The 13,844-nt window shown below is 59.7% G+C and carries 18 protein-coding genes; 4 read left to right on the plus strand and 14 right to left on the minus strand.

The annotated features are described in order from the left end of the window. The 4 genes from ccmE to ccmI form a co-directional block, all read left to right on the plus strand. A partial coding sequence (ccmE, locus tag H0V78_09295; GenBank protein MBA2351958.1) for a cytochrome c maturation protein CcmE occupies positions 1-415 on the plus strand: 415 nt, incomplete at its 5' end. Positions 416-542: 127 nt separating this feature from the next. Then, complete coding sequence (locus tag H0V78_09300) at positions 543-1,073, plus strand: DsbE family thiol:disulfide interchange protein (protein MBA2351959.1); 531 nt, start codon at positions 543-545, stop codon at positions 1,071-1,073. Continuing rightward, positions 1,060-1,674 (plus strand): cytochrome c-type biogenesis protein CcmH, encoded by a 615-nt coding sequence (locus H0V78_09305; protein ID MBA2351960.1) that lies wholly within the window; start codon positions 1,060-1,062, stop codon positions 1,672-1,674. The genes H0V78_09300 and H0V78_09305 overlap by 14 nt, the downstream gene beginning before the upstream one ends. Further along, positions 1,671-3,002 (plus strand): c-type cytochrome biogenesis protein CcmI, encoded by a 1,332-nt coding sequence (gene ccmI / locus H0V78_09310; protein ID MBA2351961.1) that lies wholly within the window; start codon positions 1,671-1,673, stop codon positions 3,000-3,002. Before H0V78_09305 ends, ccmI begins: the two co-directional genes overlap by 4 nt. A gap of 38 nt (positions 3,003-3,040) precedes the next feature. On the opposite strand, the gene ccmB is transcribed toward ccmI, so the two are convergent. The 14 genes from ccmB to fabD all read right to left on the minus strand — a co-directional run bounded on the left by ccmB (position 3,041) and on the right by fabD (position 13,840). Next, complete coding sequence (ccmB, locus tag H0V78_09315; GenBank protein MBA2351962.1) at positions 3,041-3,727, minus strand: heme exporter protein CcmB; 687 nt, start codon at positions 3,725-3,727, stop codon at positions 3,041-3,043. Then, positions 3,724-4,335 carry a cytochrome c biogenesis heme-transporting ATPase CcmA gene (ccmA, locus tag H0V78_09320; GenBank protein MBA2351963.1) on the minus strand — a complete coding sequence of 204 codons (612 nt, stop codon included), beginning with the start codon at positions 4,333-4,335 and terminating at the stop codon, positions 3,724-3,726. The genes ccmB and ccmA overlap by 4 nt, the downstream gene beginning before the upstream one ends. A 398-nt stretch (positions 4,336-4,733) precedes the next feature. Beyond that, positions 4,734-4,934, minus strand: coding sequence for a hypothetical protein (locus H0V78_09325; GenBank protein ID MBA2351964.1), 201 nt, complete (start codon positions 4,932-4,934; stop codon positions 4,734-4,736). A gap of 255 nt (positions 4,935-5,189) precedes the next feature. Next, positions 5,190-5,789, minus strand: a complete 600-nt coding sequence (locus H0V78_09330; protein ID MBA2351965.1) for an ankyrin repeat domain-containing protein — start codon at positions 5,787-5,789, stop codon at positions 5,190-5,192. 32 nt (positions 5,790-5,821) lie between these two features. After that, positions 5,822-6,592, minus strand: coding sequence for a TatD family hydrolase (locus H0V78_09335; protein MBA2351966.1), 771 nt, complete (start codon positions 6,590-6,592; stop codon positions 5,822-5,824). A 77-nt stretch (positions 6,593-6,669) separates the two neighbouring features. After that, a complete protein-coding gene (locus H0V78_09340; GenBank protein ID MBA2351967.1) occupies positions 6,670-7,038 on the minus strand; it encodes a PilZ domain-containing protein in 369 nt (122 codons plus the stop codon). Then, on the minus strand, positions 7,031-8,092 hold the full coding sequence (gene holB / locus H0V78_09345) for a DNA polymerase III subunit delta' (protein MBA2351968.1): 1,062 nt from the start codon (positions 8,090-8,092) through the stop codon (positions 7,031-7,033). The genes H0V78_09340 and holB overlap by 8 nt, the downstream gene beginning before the upstream one ends. Further along, positions 8,049-8,657 (minus strand): dTMP kinase, encoded by a 609-nt coding sequence (locus H0V78_09350; GenBank protein ID MBA2351969.1) that lies wholly within the window; start codon positions 8,655-8,657, stop codon positions 8,049-8,051. Before H0V78_09350 ends, holB begins: the two co-directional genes overlap by 44 nt. Then, positions 8,654-9,670, minus strand: a complete 1,017-nt coding sequence (gene mltG, locus H0V78_09355) for an endolytic transglycosylase MltG (GenBank protein MBA2351970.1) — start codon at positions 9,668-9,670, stop codon at positions 8,654-8,656. The genes H0V78_09350 and mltG overlap by 4 nt, the downstream gene beginning before the upstream one ends. Continuing rightward, the gene (pabC, locus tag H0V78_09360) at positions 9,657-10,469 is read right to left on the minus strand and encodes an aminodeoxychorismate lyase (protein ID MBA2351971.1); all 813 of its coding nucleotides are present in this window, start codon (positions 10,467-10,469) and stop codon (positions 9,657-9,659) included. The genes mltG and pabC overlap by 14 nt, the downstream gene beginning before the upstream one ends. Before the next feature lie 59 nt (positions 10,470-10,528). Further along, positions 10,529-11,767, minus strand: coding sequence for a beta-ketoacyl-ACP synthase II (gene fabF / locus H0V78_09365; protein MBA2351972.1), 1,239 nt, complete (start codon positions 11,765-11,767; stop codon positions 10,529-10,531). 35 nt (positions 11,768-11,802) lie between these two features. Then, on the minus strand, positions 11,803-12,039 hold the full coding sequence (gene acpP / locus H0V78_09370; protein MBA2351973.1) for an acyl carrier protein: 237 nt from the start codon (positions 12,037-12,039) through the stop codon (positions 11,803-11,805). A 113-nt stretch (positions 12,040-12,152) separates the two neighbouring features. Further along, a complete protein-coding gene (gene fabG, locus H0V78_09375) occupies positions 12,153-12,893 on the minus strand; it encodes a 3-oxoacyl-ACP reductase FabG (protein ID MBA2351974.1) in 741 nt (246 codons plus the stop codon). Beyond that, positions 12,893-13,840, minus strand: a complete 948-nt coding sequence (gene fabD / locus H0V78_09380; GenBank protein MBA2351975.1) for an ACP S-malonyltransferase — start codon at positions 13,838-13,840, stop codon at positions 12,893-12,895. The genes fabG and fabD overlap by 1 nt, the downstream gene beginning before the upstream one ends. Positions 13,841-13,844 lie beyond the last annotated feature (4 nt).

Genomic DNA, 13,844 nt, shown 5'->3' on the forward strand with positions numbered 1-13,844 from the left:
CGCCTTCGAAGGTAATCTTGTATTCTTTTTCACGCCGACCCAGATTGTTGCCCGTGAAGCGCCGCAGGGCCGCAATCTGCGCCTCGGCGGCATGGTCGAAAACGGCAGCGTCCAGCGCGGCGACGACGGCCTGACTGTGCGCTTCATGGTCACTGATACGGTGAACCGGATTCCAGTCGTCTACATCGGCATCCTTCCCGATCTGTTCCGCGAAGGCAAAGGCGTAGTCGCGCAGGGCAAGGTCGACGGCCACGGTGTGTTTCGTGCCGATCAGGTGCTCGCCAAGCACGATGAAAACTACATGCCGCCCGAAGCTGCCGACGCAGTGAGGAAGGCGCAGGCCACGAAGGCACAGCCCGCTTCGACGCTGGTCGTAAACCCGGCGCCCGGCGCTGGCCGCGGCGGAAACTACTAATGTCCTGCCCCCCGAATAAAGTTGCCAATTCGCCGTTCGCCCCACGATTAAGCTTGCCCTCGAAGGTGCTAACCGGGGGGTATTCGAGGGCAGGCTCTGAGCCGTCGAAGGGTCAGGAACAATCACCATGACGCGTTTTCTGCTGCCGCTCGGCGTATTTCTATTGCTGCTGCTGTTCCTCGGCGTCGGACTGACGCTGAAGCCGCACGAAGTGCCGTCGCCGCTGATCGACAAACCCGCGCCGCCGTTCAGGCTCGCGCAGCTCGGCGAGCCCGCGAAAACCTTTTCGGCGGACGATATGCGCGGCCGTGTATGGCTGTTGAATGTCTGGGCTTCATGGTGCGTATCGTGCCGCGACGAGCATCCCGTCCTGCTGGATCTGGCAAAAGCCGGCGTCGTGCCGATCCACGGTCTGAACTACAAGGATAAACGCGAGGACGCGCTCAACTGGCTCAAGCAGTTCGGTAACCCGTATGCGCTTTCCGCTTTCGACCGCGAGGGCAGGGTGGGCATCGATTACGGTGTTTATGGTGTTCCCGAAACCTACGTGATCGACAAGGCCGGTGTCATCCGCTACAAGCACATCGGCCCGCTGTCCGGCGAGGCGGTGCAAAACACCATCATCCCTCTCGTGCACAAGTTGAATGCCGGCGCCTGATTTGCCGCTCTCAAGTTGGAATAACGGCGGCGGACCACTGCAGGTCATCGCCTCCGTGTTGGCATTGGTATGCGCGATCGTGTTCGCGATAATCGGGTCGAGCAATCTGGCTCGCGGAGAGACGCCGACCACGCCGACGGCGCCTGTATCGGCGCCGTCCAAATCCGCGCTGCCGACGGCCAGGGATGCGGCACTCGAAAAACGCGTGCTGCTGATTGCCGAAGAGCTGCGCTGCCTGGTTTGCCAGAACCAGACGATTGCCGATTCCGACGCCGACCTCGCCATCGATTTACGCCGGCAGATCCGGGAACAGCTCGCAGCCGGCCACAGCGATGCTCGGATAATGGAATTCATGGTGCAACGCTATGGCGATTTCGTGCGCTACCGGCCGCCGGTCAAATTGTCGACCGCGATGCTCTGGTTCGGACCGTTTCTGCTGCTGATGGCAGGCGCTGTCGTGATCTTCAAGGTTGCGCAACAGCGCCGTCGCATGATTACCGTCAAGCTGACTAAAGCCGAGGAACAGCGCGCCCAGGCGTTGCTCGAAGGCTCGGCAAGCGCAGCCGAGCCCGGCGCCCCCGAACCTGCGGACCGAACTTGACGACGCTGGCGTTCTGGCTGATCGCGCTGGCGCTGTCCGGCGTCGCCCTGCTGTTTGTCGTTTTGCCTTTGCTGCGCGGAGCGCGCTTAAACGCTGCGACGCCGCGAAGCGAGCTCAATGTCGAAGTTCATCGCGATCAGCTCGCCGAACTCGACGCTGATTTGCGTGCTGGAAATCTGAGTCCAGAGCGATATGCGCAGGCGCGCGACGAATTGAAGCGTCGCCTGATCGAGGATGTCCCCAAGCAGCAAAGTTCCAGCTCCAAAGCTGTCCGTATTAACGATCGACGCGTAGCGATAACGCTCGCCGCAGTCATTCCGCTCACGTCGATTGTCCTCTATGCGCTGTTAGGCAATCAGCAGGGACTCGCGCCCGCGCGGGCAATCACTGCACAAAAACCGCAGCAGCAGTTCACGCCGGAGCAAGTCGTCGAGATGGTCGAGCGCCTCGCCGGCCGGCTTGAGCAGAGTCCGCAGGATGCGCAAGGCTGGGCATTGCTGGGGCGTGCTTATTATTCGATGCGGCGCTACGGCGATGCCCAACTGGCTTTCGCCAAGGCCGCTGCCCTGGCGCCGAATGACGCGCAGGTTCTGGTCGATTATGCCGACGCATTGGCGATCGACGTCGGGCAGGGCCTTGTCGGCAAGCCCCTGGAGCTCATCAATAAAGCGCTCAAGCTCGATCCCGACAATGCGAAAGCGTTGACCCTGGCCGGAAGCGCGGCTTTCGACGGCCGGGATTACATGGTTGCCGTCGCCCATTGGGACAAACTCCTTAAGAGCCTTCCACCCGAATCCGAATTCAGCCGTGATATTGCCGCGGGCATTGCCAAGGCGCAGCAGCTCGCGGCTCTGAATCGGGAAAAAACCCCGGGAAAAAAGAAAGCTGCGCCGGCGTCGGACATAGGCGAAACACCGTTGGTAGCGGGCGTCAGCGAAGCCAAAACGCCGGCCGGCGAAGAGGCCAAACCCGAGCTCGACGCAGGGCCTGGCGGCGTGGCCGGCACGGTCAGTCTAAGCCAAGCGCTCGCCGGTCGAGTCAAGCCGACCGATACCGTCTTCATTTTCGCTCGAGCCGCGAATCAGAAAGTGCCGCTCGCCGTGATCCGCAAGCAGGTCAAGGATTTGCCCGTGTCGTTTGCCTTGACCGACGCTTCGGCGCTTCTTCCTGAACTGAAGATTTCTGCTTACAAACAGGTCATTATCGGGGCAAGAATATCCAGAACTGGAGCTGCGATAGCGAGGAGGGGGGATCTGGAAGGCTTCAGCAAAGCGGTCAAGGTCGGCAGCAAGAACGTCAACGTGACGATCAGCACGGCTGTTCGCTAAGTTCACCCGTTTTTTGTGTAGTACGTGAAGTATTGCGTCTAAGTATCTAGAGAAACACGTAAGGCCGCCGCCGTCACCCACGGCGCTACCAATCCCACAGCGATTAGCAAGGCGCCAAGGAGCGAAAGATGCGCGTCCGCCCCGAGTCCAGCGCTGCTGGCTTCAACCGCTCCGGCGCCAAAGACTAATAGCGGGATAGTCAGGGGCAGCACCAAGAGCGCAATCAGGACACCGCCTCGCCGCAATCCCAGCGTCAAAGCTGCGCCGGTCGCGCCAATCAGGCTCAAGGCCGGCGTACCCAGCAACAAGGATGCAAGCAGCACCAGAATCGAATCGGCCGACAGATCGAACTGCAGCGCGATAACCGGGGCCATCAAGATCAGCGGAACACCGGTCAGCAACCAGTGCGATGCGATCTTCGCCGACACAATCAGCGTCAGCGGGAACGGCGCGAGCACCAATTGCTCGAGCGTGCCATCGCGATGATCCGAGAGGAACAAATGATCGAGTGATAGCAAAGCTGCAAGCAGAGCTGCGACCCAGATGACGCCCGGCGCGATTGTGCGCAGGGTGTCGGGCTCGGGACCAATAGCGAGCGGAAACAGGCTCGTAACCATCACGAAGAACACGAGCGGCGTCAGCGTATCGGCACGGCGGCGCAGGGCCATCCGTATCTCGCGCGCGACCACACTGCGCAGGAGTGCGAAATAGCTTTGTCCGGTCAAGCGCCCAAACGGATCCGCTGAACGGAACGCGCCCGAATCGGCACCTCCTGGTGAGTGGAAATCAGCGCCATATTGCCGGCTGCCAGATGCTCTTCAATCAGGCCTTGCACGATCTCAATCGCGCTCTGATCGAGAGCGGTAAAGGGCTCGTCGAGCACCCAAAGCGGCGCCGGCTCGAGAACCAGGCGGGCAAGCGCGACCCGACGTTTTTGGCCTTGCGACAACCAGCGCACGGGGAGATCGGCTTGCTGGGCGAGCTCCAGCCGCGCGAGCGCATGGTCGATCGTTGTTGCCGCCTTGACTCGCGCCATCGCTGCGTAGAAAGCCAGATTTTCCCGCGCGCTGAGTTCTTCCGATAGGCCAGTCAAATGCCCTGTGTAGCGGATATCCAAAGCCGCTTCATTGCCGACGGTCATTGGTTTTTGTTTCCAGGCGAGCCTTCCACGCAGCGGGCTGATCAGCCCACAAACGATGCGCAACAAGCTCGTCTTGCCGCTGCCATTAGGGCCCGACACACGCAGCAAGCCGCCGCTTTCCAGCTGAAAGGAAATTCCATCGAAAAGAAGGCGGTGCCCACGCTCACACGAGAGTTGGCTGGCTTCTAACATCAAGTAGCGATTATATTGGGTATGAAAGGGGGCCAGAAGCGACATCGGCATCGAGTCTGTGCGGCATATCCGCGGGACGCCCGGGAAATTATTGGGCTGGAAATAAATTCAGTATTGGGCTGGAAGATGAATTCCCTTGTCATTTAACATAATATACATTATGCGAAAGACAGGTGCATAAGATCGCGTCACTCCGGTCCTCAGTTTTCGTTGCAGATATTAGTCCTAGCACACCTCATGCTCCGCGCTGCGGGGCATGATCCTCGATCTTACCCTTACGGCGAAATGCCGGTCACCTGGCCCGAAGTCGAGGCCTGGGTTTTTGCGCTGGTTGGGTTGACACCGGACTCGCCGCGGTGGGATTACTACGTGCGATGTTGGAACGTGGTTGCGAAGATTCAAAGCGCGAAGGCCTGCGGCACATTCGATGCGACGATCACGGCGCCGCATGCGCGCGGCGGCGATCGCCTCGCTGCCGCACTTATGCTTTCGTCATTGTTCAGATCCCGGGTTCGAGCAGCGCGATTTTGAACGCGGTCATGCTTGGCCTCGGCTTCGATGCCCTCGGCGAGCTCGCCCTCGATCTTCACGTTCAGCATGGTCGTCTCTCCATTGAACACGAAGAATATTTTACCACCAGCGAACGGTGACGATGATCGCATCGAGCTTGTAGGCGACGACGAGCGCGGCCGCGGCCAGCGTGACGCGGCTGAGCCGATCAGAGTACATACGGGCTTAGCGCATTGAGCACCGCGGCGACGGCAAACACGCCCATAACGGCAACAGCGGCCCAGCCCAGGCGCAGAACTTTATTTCGCGATTGTCCCGATGCATCCATAAAGGTGCCCCGGGTTTTACTTCGTCGCACCAGCTTTTATCAGAAGTTCGCCGATCTCCTGGTGACCTGCATCCAGCGCCCAGCCCAGCGCCGTTCCACTCGCACCGTTTCTCTGGTCGATATCTGCGCCATATTCCAACAGAGTCAGCACCGCTTCCTTGTAGCCGCCGCGCGCGGCCATCATCAGCGCCGACGTTCCGTTTTCGGAAACGCTGTCTATATCGGCGCCGCGCTCCAGGAGCAATCTGAGCAAATCATCATGACCATAGGTCGCCGCGTAGATCAGCGCATTCCAGCCCGGCTGCGTGACGCGCGCGCCCGCTGCGAGCAATTGCAGAACGGTCGCTTTGTCGCCTTTGATCGCGGCCAGCATCAACGGCGTCTCGCCATACTCGTTTTGAATGTCGGGCTTGGCGCCGGCTTGCAAAAGCACTTCGACAACTTCGTGGTTGCCTTCGCGGACGGCCAGCGCCAACGCGCTATTGCCGCTCGCGTCCGTCGTGTTCACGTCGATCCCTTTGCTCAAGAGCTGACGCACAAGTTGCGCGCGGTTTTGCATCACCGCCCGCATGAAATCGTCATAGGCGCCGGCAAACGCCTGTGAGATCAGCGCCATGATCAACCCAATCGCTGCTATCGATACTGGTTTCATCGCTGCGCCGTGTGGAACAGATTGAAAAAATTATCGGTGGTCGCCGCCGCGATTTCCTCGAACGATATGCCGCGCAGCCTTGCGATCTCTTCGGCAACGTGTTTGACGAACGCGGGCTGGTTGGTTTTTCCGCGATAGGGAACTGGCGCCAGGTAAGGCGCGTCGGTTTCGACCAGCAGACGATCCAGCGGAACGCTGCGCGCAACATCCTTCAGCGCGTGCGCATTCTTGAAAGTCACGATACCGGAAAACGAAATATAAAAGCCGAGATCGAGCGCGTTCTGCGCGATTTCCCGGCTTTCCGTAAAACAATGCATGACGCCGCCCGCGGCTTCGGCGCCCTCCTCGCGCAGGATGCGCATGGTATCTTGCGCAGCCGCGCGAGTATGTATGACCAGCGGTTTACCGGCAGCGCGCGCTGCCCGTATATGGTTACGGAAGCGATCGCGCTGCCATTCGAGATCGCCGGTCAGCCGGAAGTAATCGAGACCGGTTTCGCCGAACGCGATGACGCGCGGGTGCGCTCCAAGGCGCGTAAGCTCGGCGACTTCCGGTTCTTTTTCATCCGGATAATCGGGATGCAGGCCGATCGATGCGAAGATGTTCGGATGCTTTTCCGCGATCGACAGCACCTGCGGAAACTCTCCCATGGTGACGCTTATGCACAAGGCATAAGCAACGTCGTTTTCGCGCATCTTCGCCAGAAGCGCGTCGAGATCGGATACCAGTTCCGGAAAGTTGAGATGACAGTGCGAGTCGACGAGCATTTATGACGTTGACAACCGGCGCCGGATTGTTGCTGACGAATGTGCGCCAGCCTCTCCGTGCTGAAAAACGCAACCGGTCACATCGTGTGGGTCGGTTTAGGCGACTGCAAGTGGCCGCCGAGCAGATTTTCGATTTTGGTGCGCGCCGCAATACCGGACTCGTCGCCGCTGAACTGCACGCCGATTCCCGGAACCTTGTTTCCCTGCGTCCCCGCTGGCGTGATCCAGACGACGCGGCCGGTAATCGGTAGCTTGATCGGGTCGTCCATCAAGCTGACCAGCATGAAAACATCGTCGCCGAGCCGGAACGTTTTTGTGGTTGGAATAAACATGCCGCCGCCTTTCAGGAATGGCATGTAAGCGGCATAAAGAGCAGCCTTTTCCTTGATGTTCAGCGACAAGACGCCAGGGCGCGCGGCCGGCTGAGGAGGTTGACCGTCAACCATATCGGCCAGAGCGCAGCAGATGGGAATAGGAAAGCATCAATTGTTCTGTAAAGAGTTGGGCATTCAGGGAGTGACCTGCTACTTCGCGCTGATCCGATAATTCTTTCGAAAAACGGATCATCTCGCGGCTATCTAAACCATTTACGAGCTTGCTCAAAACCTCGCCGCAGTCCGGATAATAACGGATTTTTCCGACAACCTTTAAAAAAATGAGATCAAAAACCCATTTTTGCAACCAATCTACAGTGCAAACCATCTCATGGCGCCGCAGCGCCTCGGCCGTCGCGAGGGGGTCAAAGCGGGGGGCTGTCAGATGCGCAAGCAGCGACGCCCGCTGCACCCAGTAATCGCCATCGAATCCGGCGGCTTGTAACGGCGCACCGCCGGCCTGCGCCAGGCTCAGTTCGGGCTGACGGATACCGTGCGCGGCCAGCCAGCCCAAAGCCTGCTGCCGATCAGGAGCCGGCAAGGCTATTTGGCGACATCGGCTCAACAACGTCGGCAGCAGCTTTTGTGCGCCATGAGTGATCAGCAAAAAATACGTACGCGGTGGAGGCTCTTCCAGCATTTTCAGCAAAGCATTCGCGGCATTGACGTTCAGAGATTCGGCTGGATACAGAGCGATCACTTTTCCTACATCGCGTTGCGAGCGAATATTGACGTAATCGGTCAGCTCACGAATCTGCTCTATCAAAATCAGGGCGCTGGGTTTTTTGGCTTTGTCGCGCGCTCTGTCGAGAGCGATCTCGTCGATTTCGGGGCTTGCCGCGGCGGGGACGACATCCCTGAAATCAGGATGCAAGGCAGCAGCTATCAAATTGCATCCCGTACAGTCGCCGCAGCTCTTTAGCGTTTCGGATCTTTCACACAACAAACCTTTCGCAAGCTCCTGCGCGAAAGCGAGTTTGCCGATCCCGCGCTCCCCTTTTAGGAGAACCGCGTGCGGCCATCGCGATTTTTCGCCCACAATGCTTTGCCACGCCGCAGCGTGCCAGCCGAGAACGCCGCTGTTAGAGGTTGCCAATCGATTGCTCGATTTGTTGTCGAACGACATCAGTCGCTTGTGCCGAATCGATGATGCGGATGCGGCCAGCGCTTGCTGCCGCGCGCCGCAAATAGACCTCACGCACGCGCTGAAAATACTCGACCGTTTTTTGCTCGAAGCGATCCGCCGGCCGTGCTTTCGACGTGCGATCCCGGGCGATTTCGGGCGGCAAGTCGAACAGCAGAGTCAGATCCGGTTTGAAGCCTGGATGCACCCAGCGCTCGAGCGCTTCAATCTTTGCCTCCGCAAGTCTCCCTCCGCCGCTCTGATAGGCGTAGCTTGCGTCCGAGAACCGGTCGGAGATAATCCAGGTTCCAGTAGTCAACGACGGCCAGATCAGCTCGTGCAAATGCTGGCTGCGCGCCGCGAACATCAGGAGTGCTTCGGTTTCGACATGCATGCTGCGCTCCAATAACAACTCGCGAAGCTTCTCGCCGAGCGCGGTTCCCCCCGGCTCGCGAGTCAGTTTGACGTCGTGTCCAGTGCTGCGCAAGCGATCGAGTAGCCACTCGGCATGGCTGCTTTTGCCGGCGCCGTCAATGCCTTCAAGCGTGATGAATTTTCCCGTCGTCACGGCTTACGCTTGGGGCTTTTCTGGAATTGGTTCACGGCGCGATTGTGCTCGGCCAGAGACGCGGAAAACGCCGAGCTTCCGTCCCCTCTCGACACGAAATACAAGACCGGGCTCGACGCTGGATTGAACGCCGCGGTCAGTGCAGCGAGGCCGGGCATCGCGATCGGGGTCGGCGGCAATCCGGCACGCGTATAGGTGTTGTACGGGTGATCATCGGAAAGATCGCGTTTGCGCAGATTGCCGTCGAACTTGTCGCCAATCCCGTAGATCACGCTTGGATCGGTTTGCAGCCTCATGCCTAGCCGCAGACGGTTTACGAAGACTGCCGCGATCATCGCGCGCTCGCTCTCGGCGCCGGTTTCCTTTTCGATGATTGAAGCGAGAATCAGCGCTTCGTAGGGATCGGCGAAAGGCAGGCCCGCGGGACGCTTTCCCCACAGTTCGTCGACGCGCGCCTGCATCGCGAGATTTGCTCGCCTCAGAATGCTCAATTCGCTGGAACCGTTCTGGAACGAATAGGTGTCCGGAAAAAACAGACCTTCGGGCGAAGATTCGTCCAGGCCCAGCGCCTGCAAGATCTCTGCATCGCTCATGGCGGACATATCGTGCTTGAGTGCGCGGTGGTCTTGCAAAGCCTTGCGCAACTGCTTGAAAGTCCAGCCTTCGATAAAGGTGATCTGGCTTTGGCTGACTTCACCGCGCGTAATCTTGTCGAGCAACTGCAGCGGCGTAATAACGGCTATCAGTTCATAGCTTCCGGCCTGGATTTTTGTCGCCTGCCCTAAAATATGCGCGATCGCAATGAATTGCCAAGGCTCGTGGATTATCCCGTAACCAACCATTTGACGGGCGACGCTGCGCAGGCTGCTGCCTTTCTCGACCGCGAAAGACAGCGGAAGTTGCGCAGGCTGCAACGGTTGATGGGCGTAATAGGCCAACCATCCTGCCGCCGCCAGCGCTGCGACAAATACGAGCGCCGCAAACGTTGCCGCATAGCGTTTAGCTCTCGTCACGCAACCACCGCCGGATCGTGCCGATATGCGCGCCGCGTCCCCAGTTCGTTTCGCCTATGCGACGAATCTGCCACGCGCCGAAGCCGCTATTGACCAGAATGAGCTCGTCGGCGCGAAACATTCGATCGAGAGCGATCGATTCGATTTTCACTGGCATACCGTGTTGTGACGCAGCGTCGATCACGCGGTCGCGCTGCACGCCGGCGACGCCACAGCGTGTCAAGTCAGGCGTCAGCAAAGCGCCCTGCTCTATCATCACGAGATTCGACATGGTCGCCCCGATCACGTTTCCGTCGGGGTCCTGAAGCAGGCCCTCGGCAATGTCAGGATCATCCCACTCGGCGCGCGCCAGCACGTTTTCGAGCCGGTTCAAATGCTTGATGCCGGCGAGCCGCGGCTGGAATGCGAGCCGCAGCGAACAAATGCGGGCGCAAATCCCGAAATCATAATGGCGCTCGGGGTACACGGGCAATGGCGCCGTCAGTAGTACGCGGGTTACGCCGGGATTCCGCGGCGGCGCATATCCTCGCTCGCCGGCACCGCGCGTGACAATGATTTTGATGACGGTGTCGCGATGATCGCGGGCAAGCTCGGCGAGTTCGGCATCGAGCACAGGGCGATCCGGGCAGACAATGCCGATTGCCGCGCAATCGTCGTGCAGCTTTTGGAAGTGCCGGCCCCAGCATTGCGGCTTTCCCGATTCGACACGCAACGTGCGGAATACGCCGTCGCCGTACGCGAGCCCGCGGTCGTGCACGGCGATTTCATCGCGCTTGACGCCGTTGACCAGCACAGTCATGGGCAGCCTTTTGGTTGAAGCGTCGCGGTCTACACGCGCGCAGGTAGAAGCGCTGCGCTTCAGACTTTGGTGAAAGCGAGGCTGCCGTTGGTGCCGCCGAACCCGAACGAGTTGGACAACGCGACGTCGATCTTCATATCGCGCGCGGCGTTTGCCACGTAGTCGAGATCGCACTGCGCATCCTGATTGAAGATGTTGATGGTCGGCGGCGCAATCTGATGTTTGATGGCAAGCACCGAAAACACGGCCTCGACGCCGCCGGCCGCGCCCAAGAGATGTCCGGTCATCGATTTCGTCGAGCTGACTTTCAAGGTACGCGCGTGGTCGCCAAAGCATCGTTTGACCGCCACCGTTTCCGCGATATCGCCAAGCGGCGTCGATGTGCCGTGGGCATTGATGTAATCGACAGTGGTTGCGGCAATACCGGCGTTGCGTAACGCGTTGTTCATACACCGCGCCGCGCCTTCGCCGTCTTCGCAAGGCGCCGTCATATGATGGGCATCCGCGCTCATGCCGAAGCCTGCGAGTTCGGCATAAATGCGGGCGCCGCGCGCCCTGGCATGTTCCATCTCTTCGAGCACGAGAACGCCGGCGCCTTCGCCGAGCACGAAACCGTCGCGGTCGCGGTCCCACGGCCGGCTCGCGGTCGACGGATCGTCGTTACGTGTGCTGAGCGCGCGCGCTGCCGCAAAACCACCGATGCCGAGTGGCGAAACCGTCGATTCGGCGCCGCCGGCAATCATGATGTCGGCGTCGCCATATTCGATCAGACGCCCCGAATCGCCTATGCAATGGGTGGCGGTCGTGCAGGCCGTCACGATCGCGAGATTCGGCCCCTTCAAGCCATACATGATCGAGAGGTTGCCCGAGATCATGTTGACGATGGTGCCGGGAATGAAGAACGGAGAAATCTTGCGCGGACCGCCCTGCAATGCCGCCTGGAAGGTATCTTCGATCATCGGCAAGCCGCCGATGCCGGAGCCGACATTGACGCCGATGCGCTCGGCATTCTGCCCGGTGACTTCGATGCCGGAGTCTTTGATCGCGTCGATCGCCGCCGCCATGCCATAGTGGATGAAAGTGTCCATCCGCCGCGCATCCTTCGCCGGCAGATAGCGTGTGACATCGAAATTTTTGACTTCGCCGGCGATTTGCGAATTGTACTGAGACGCGTCAAAACGCGTGACGCGGGTAATGCCGGATTTTCCTGCTACAACATTCGCCCAAGCCTCCGCCACGCTGTTGCCAACCGGCGAAACGATGCCGAGCCCGGTGATGACGACTCTGCGCCTGGCCATCTGCGCTTCGATACCGCTAAGCGGTGGGCCGGGCTTTAGCTGGAATGGGCGCTAATGTAGTCTATGGCTTGCTGCACGGTCGTAATTTTTTCCGCTTCCTCATCGGGAATTTCGCATTCGAATTCTTCTTCGAGCGCCATGACAAGTTCGACGGTGTCTAGCGAATCGGCGCCGAGATCGTCGACAAACGACGACTCCTGCTTCACTTCCGCTTCGTTGACGCCCAACTGCTCGGCAACGATTTTTTTTACGCGCTGGTCAACGTTATCCATCTAGTTCTCCACCTCTCATAGAATGCCGGCCGGAGGCCAGCGATATCTTCGATTTTAGCAAACTTGGTGTTGTTACAGAACACGAACTGACGCAGGGCTGGATTTCGCGAGCCCTAGTCCATGTGCATCCCTCCGTTCACATGTATCGTGCTGCCGGTAATATACGATGCCTGCGGCGTTGCCAGGAATAGAACCGCTGCGGCAACATCCTCGGCGCTCCCCAACCTGCCGAGCGGAATATGCTGGAGCAGCGCATCGCGTTGCGCGGCTGAAAGTGCCTGCGTCATGTCGGTTTCGATAAAACCGGGGGCGACGCAGTTGACCGTGACGTTGCGGCTGCCGAGTTCCCGCGCCAGAGATTTGCTGAAGCCGATCATGCCGGCTTTTGCCGCCGCGTAATTGGTCTGACCGGCGTTGCCCATGGCAGCAACGACTGAAGTGATATTGATGATTCGTCCGGCGCGCGCTTTGGCCATCGGCCGCAACACCAGCTTGCTCAGCAGATAGACGGATTTCAGATTGGTCGACATGATGTCGTCCCATTCCGCATTTTTCATGCGCATCAGTAGGTTGTCGCGGGTCGTGCCGGCATTGTTGACCAGAACGGTGATGTCGCCAAAACGCTTCTGAGTTTCCAGAACGACCTGCTCGCACTGCGCGCTGTTTTCGACGTTCAGGAGCAGCCCGCAGCCGGTGATATTCGCATCGCTCAGGCTGCGGCTTATCGCTGTGGCGCCGGCTTCAGTCGTTGCCGTACCGATCACCGTCGCACCGTGCTGGCCGAGTTGCCGGGCGATAGCGAATCCGATGCCGCGGCTGGCGCCCGTAACGAGGGCGATTTGTCCGCGCAGCATCAATTGGTCTCCGCATGCTGTGCCAGCATTGTCATGGCTTTGCGTAACGCTTCGGTATCGTGAAGCGATGCGCATTGCAGCGTCGCGTCGATCCGTTTGTTGAGGCCGGTCAGCACTTTCCCCGGACCGCATTCCAGAATATGCGTGATGCTCTGGCGGGCGGCTTCCTGAATGGTCTCGACCCAGCGCACCGGATGGGAAAGCTGACGGAGTAGCGCATGCCGTATCTCGTCGGCGCTAGCGTGCGTTCGAGCATCGACATTTTGTATGACCGCTATGGATGGCGCGCGTAGCGGCAGCGCTTGCAAGACTTCGTGCAACTTCTCCGCCGCGGACTGCATCAGCGAGCAATGCGAAGGAACGCTCATCGGCAGCAGCAACGCTCTTCTCGCGCCGCGCTGCTTCGCAATTTCCAGGGCGCGTTCGACCGCTGCCTTGTGCCCGGCAACGACGACTTGGCCCGGGCAATTGAAATTCGCAGCCTCGACGCGCTGATCTCCTGCTGCCTCGGCGCAGAGCGCGATCACGGCTTCATCGTCAAGTCCGACGATCGCGGCGATCGCGCCTGTCCCTTCCGGAACCGCTTGCTGCATCGCGTCGGCTCGTTGCCGCACAAAACGCAAAGCATCGGCAAGAGGAAGCGCGCCGCCCGCTACCAGCGCCGGGTACTCGCCCAGACTGTGTCCGGCTACTAAATCCGGCGCCGGGCCGCCCAGTTGTCGCCAGGCCTGGAATATCGCCACATCTGCTACCAGCATCAGCGGCTGGGTATTGACCGTTTGGTTCAGCGCTTCGAGCGGGCCAAGCTGTGCGAGCTTCCAGAAATCCTGCTGCAGTGTTTCCGATGCTTCCTCGAACGTTTGCCGAATCGCCGGCGAGCCCTCATACGCAGCCATCATCGCCAGCGATTGCGAGCCCTGCCCGGGGAACACCATCAGCAACTTCATCGGT

This window comes from Burkholderiales bacterium (assembly GCA_013695435.1).
Lineage (GTDB): Bacteria > Pseudomonadota > Gammaproteobacteria > Burkholderiales > JACMKV01 > JACMKV01.

What these genes read in the sequence shown, in the direction of transcription:
- acpP (MBA2351973.1), bottom strand. Translation starts at nt 12,039, where the DNA reads ATGGATAACGTTGACCAGCGCGTAAAAAAAATCGTTGCCGAGCAGTTG.
- fabG (MBA2351974.1), bottom strand. Translation starts at nt 12,893, where the DNA reads ATGCTGCGCGGACAAATCGCCCTCGTTACGGGCGCCAGCCGCGGCATC.
- holB (MBA2351968.1), bottom strand. Translation starts at nt 8,092, where the DNA reads ATGTCGTTCGACAACAAATCGAGCAATCGATTGGCAACCTCTAACAGC.
- H0V78_09305 (MBA2351960.1), top strand. Translation starts at nt 1,060, where the DNA reads ATGCCGGCGCCTGATTTGCCGCTCTCAAGTTGGAATAACGGCGGCGGA.
- H0V78_09330 (MBA2351965.1), bottom strand. Translation starts at nt 5,789, where the DNA reads ATGGCGCTGATCTCACAGGCGTTTGCCGGCGCCTATGACGATTTCATG.
- H0V78_09300 (MBA2351959.1), top strand. Translation starts at nt 543, where the DNA reads ATGACGCGTTTTCTGCTGCCGCTCGGCGTATTTCTATTGCTGCTGCTG.
- H0V78_09335 (MBA2351966.1), bottom strand. Translation starts at nt 6,592, where the DNA reads ATGCTCGTCGACTCGCACTGTCATCTCAACTTTCCGGAACTGGTATCC.
- fabD (MBA2351975.1), bottom strand. Translation starts at nt 13,840, where the DNA reads ATGAAGTTGCTGATGGTGTTCCCCGGGCAGGGCTCGCAATCGCTGGCG.
- pabC (MBA2351971.1), bottom strand. Translation starts at nt 10,469, where the DNA reads ATGACTGTGCTGGTCAACGGCGTCAAGCGCGATGAAATCGCCGTGCAC.
- fabF (MBA2351972.1), bottom strand. Translation starts at nt 11,767, where the DNA reads ATGGCCAGGCGCAGAGTCGTCATCACCGGGCTCGGCATCGTTTCGCCG.
- ccmA (MBA2351963.1), bottom strand. Translation starts at nt 4,335, where the DNA reads ATGTTAGAAGCCAGCCAACTCTCGTGTGAGCGTGGGCACCGCCTTCTT.
- H0V78_09325 (MBA2351964.1), bottom strand. Translation starts at nt 4,934, where the DNA reads ATGCTGAACGTGAAGATCGAGGGCGAGCTCGCCGAGGGCATCGAAGCC.
- H0V78_09340 (MBA2351967.1), bottom strand. Translation starts at nt 7,038, where the DNA reads ATGGTTGACGGTCAACCTCCTCAGCCGGCCGCGCGCCCTGGCGTCTTG.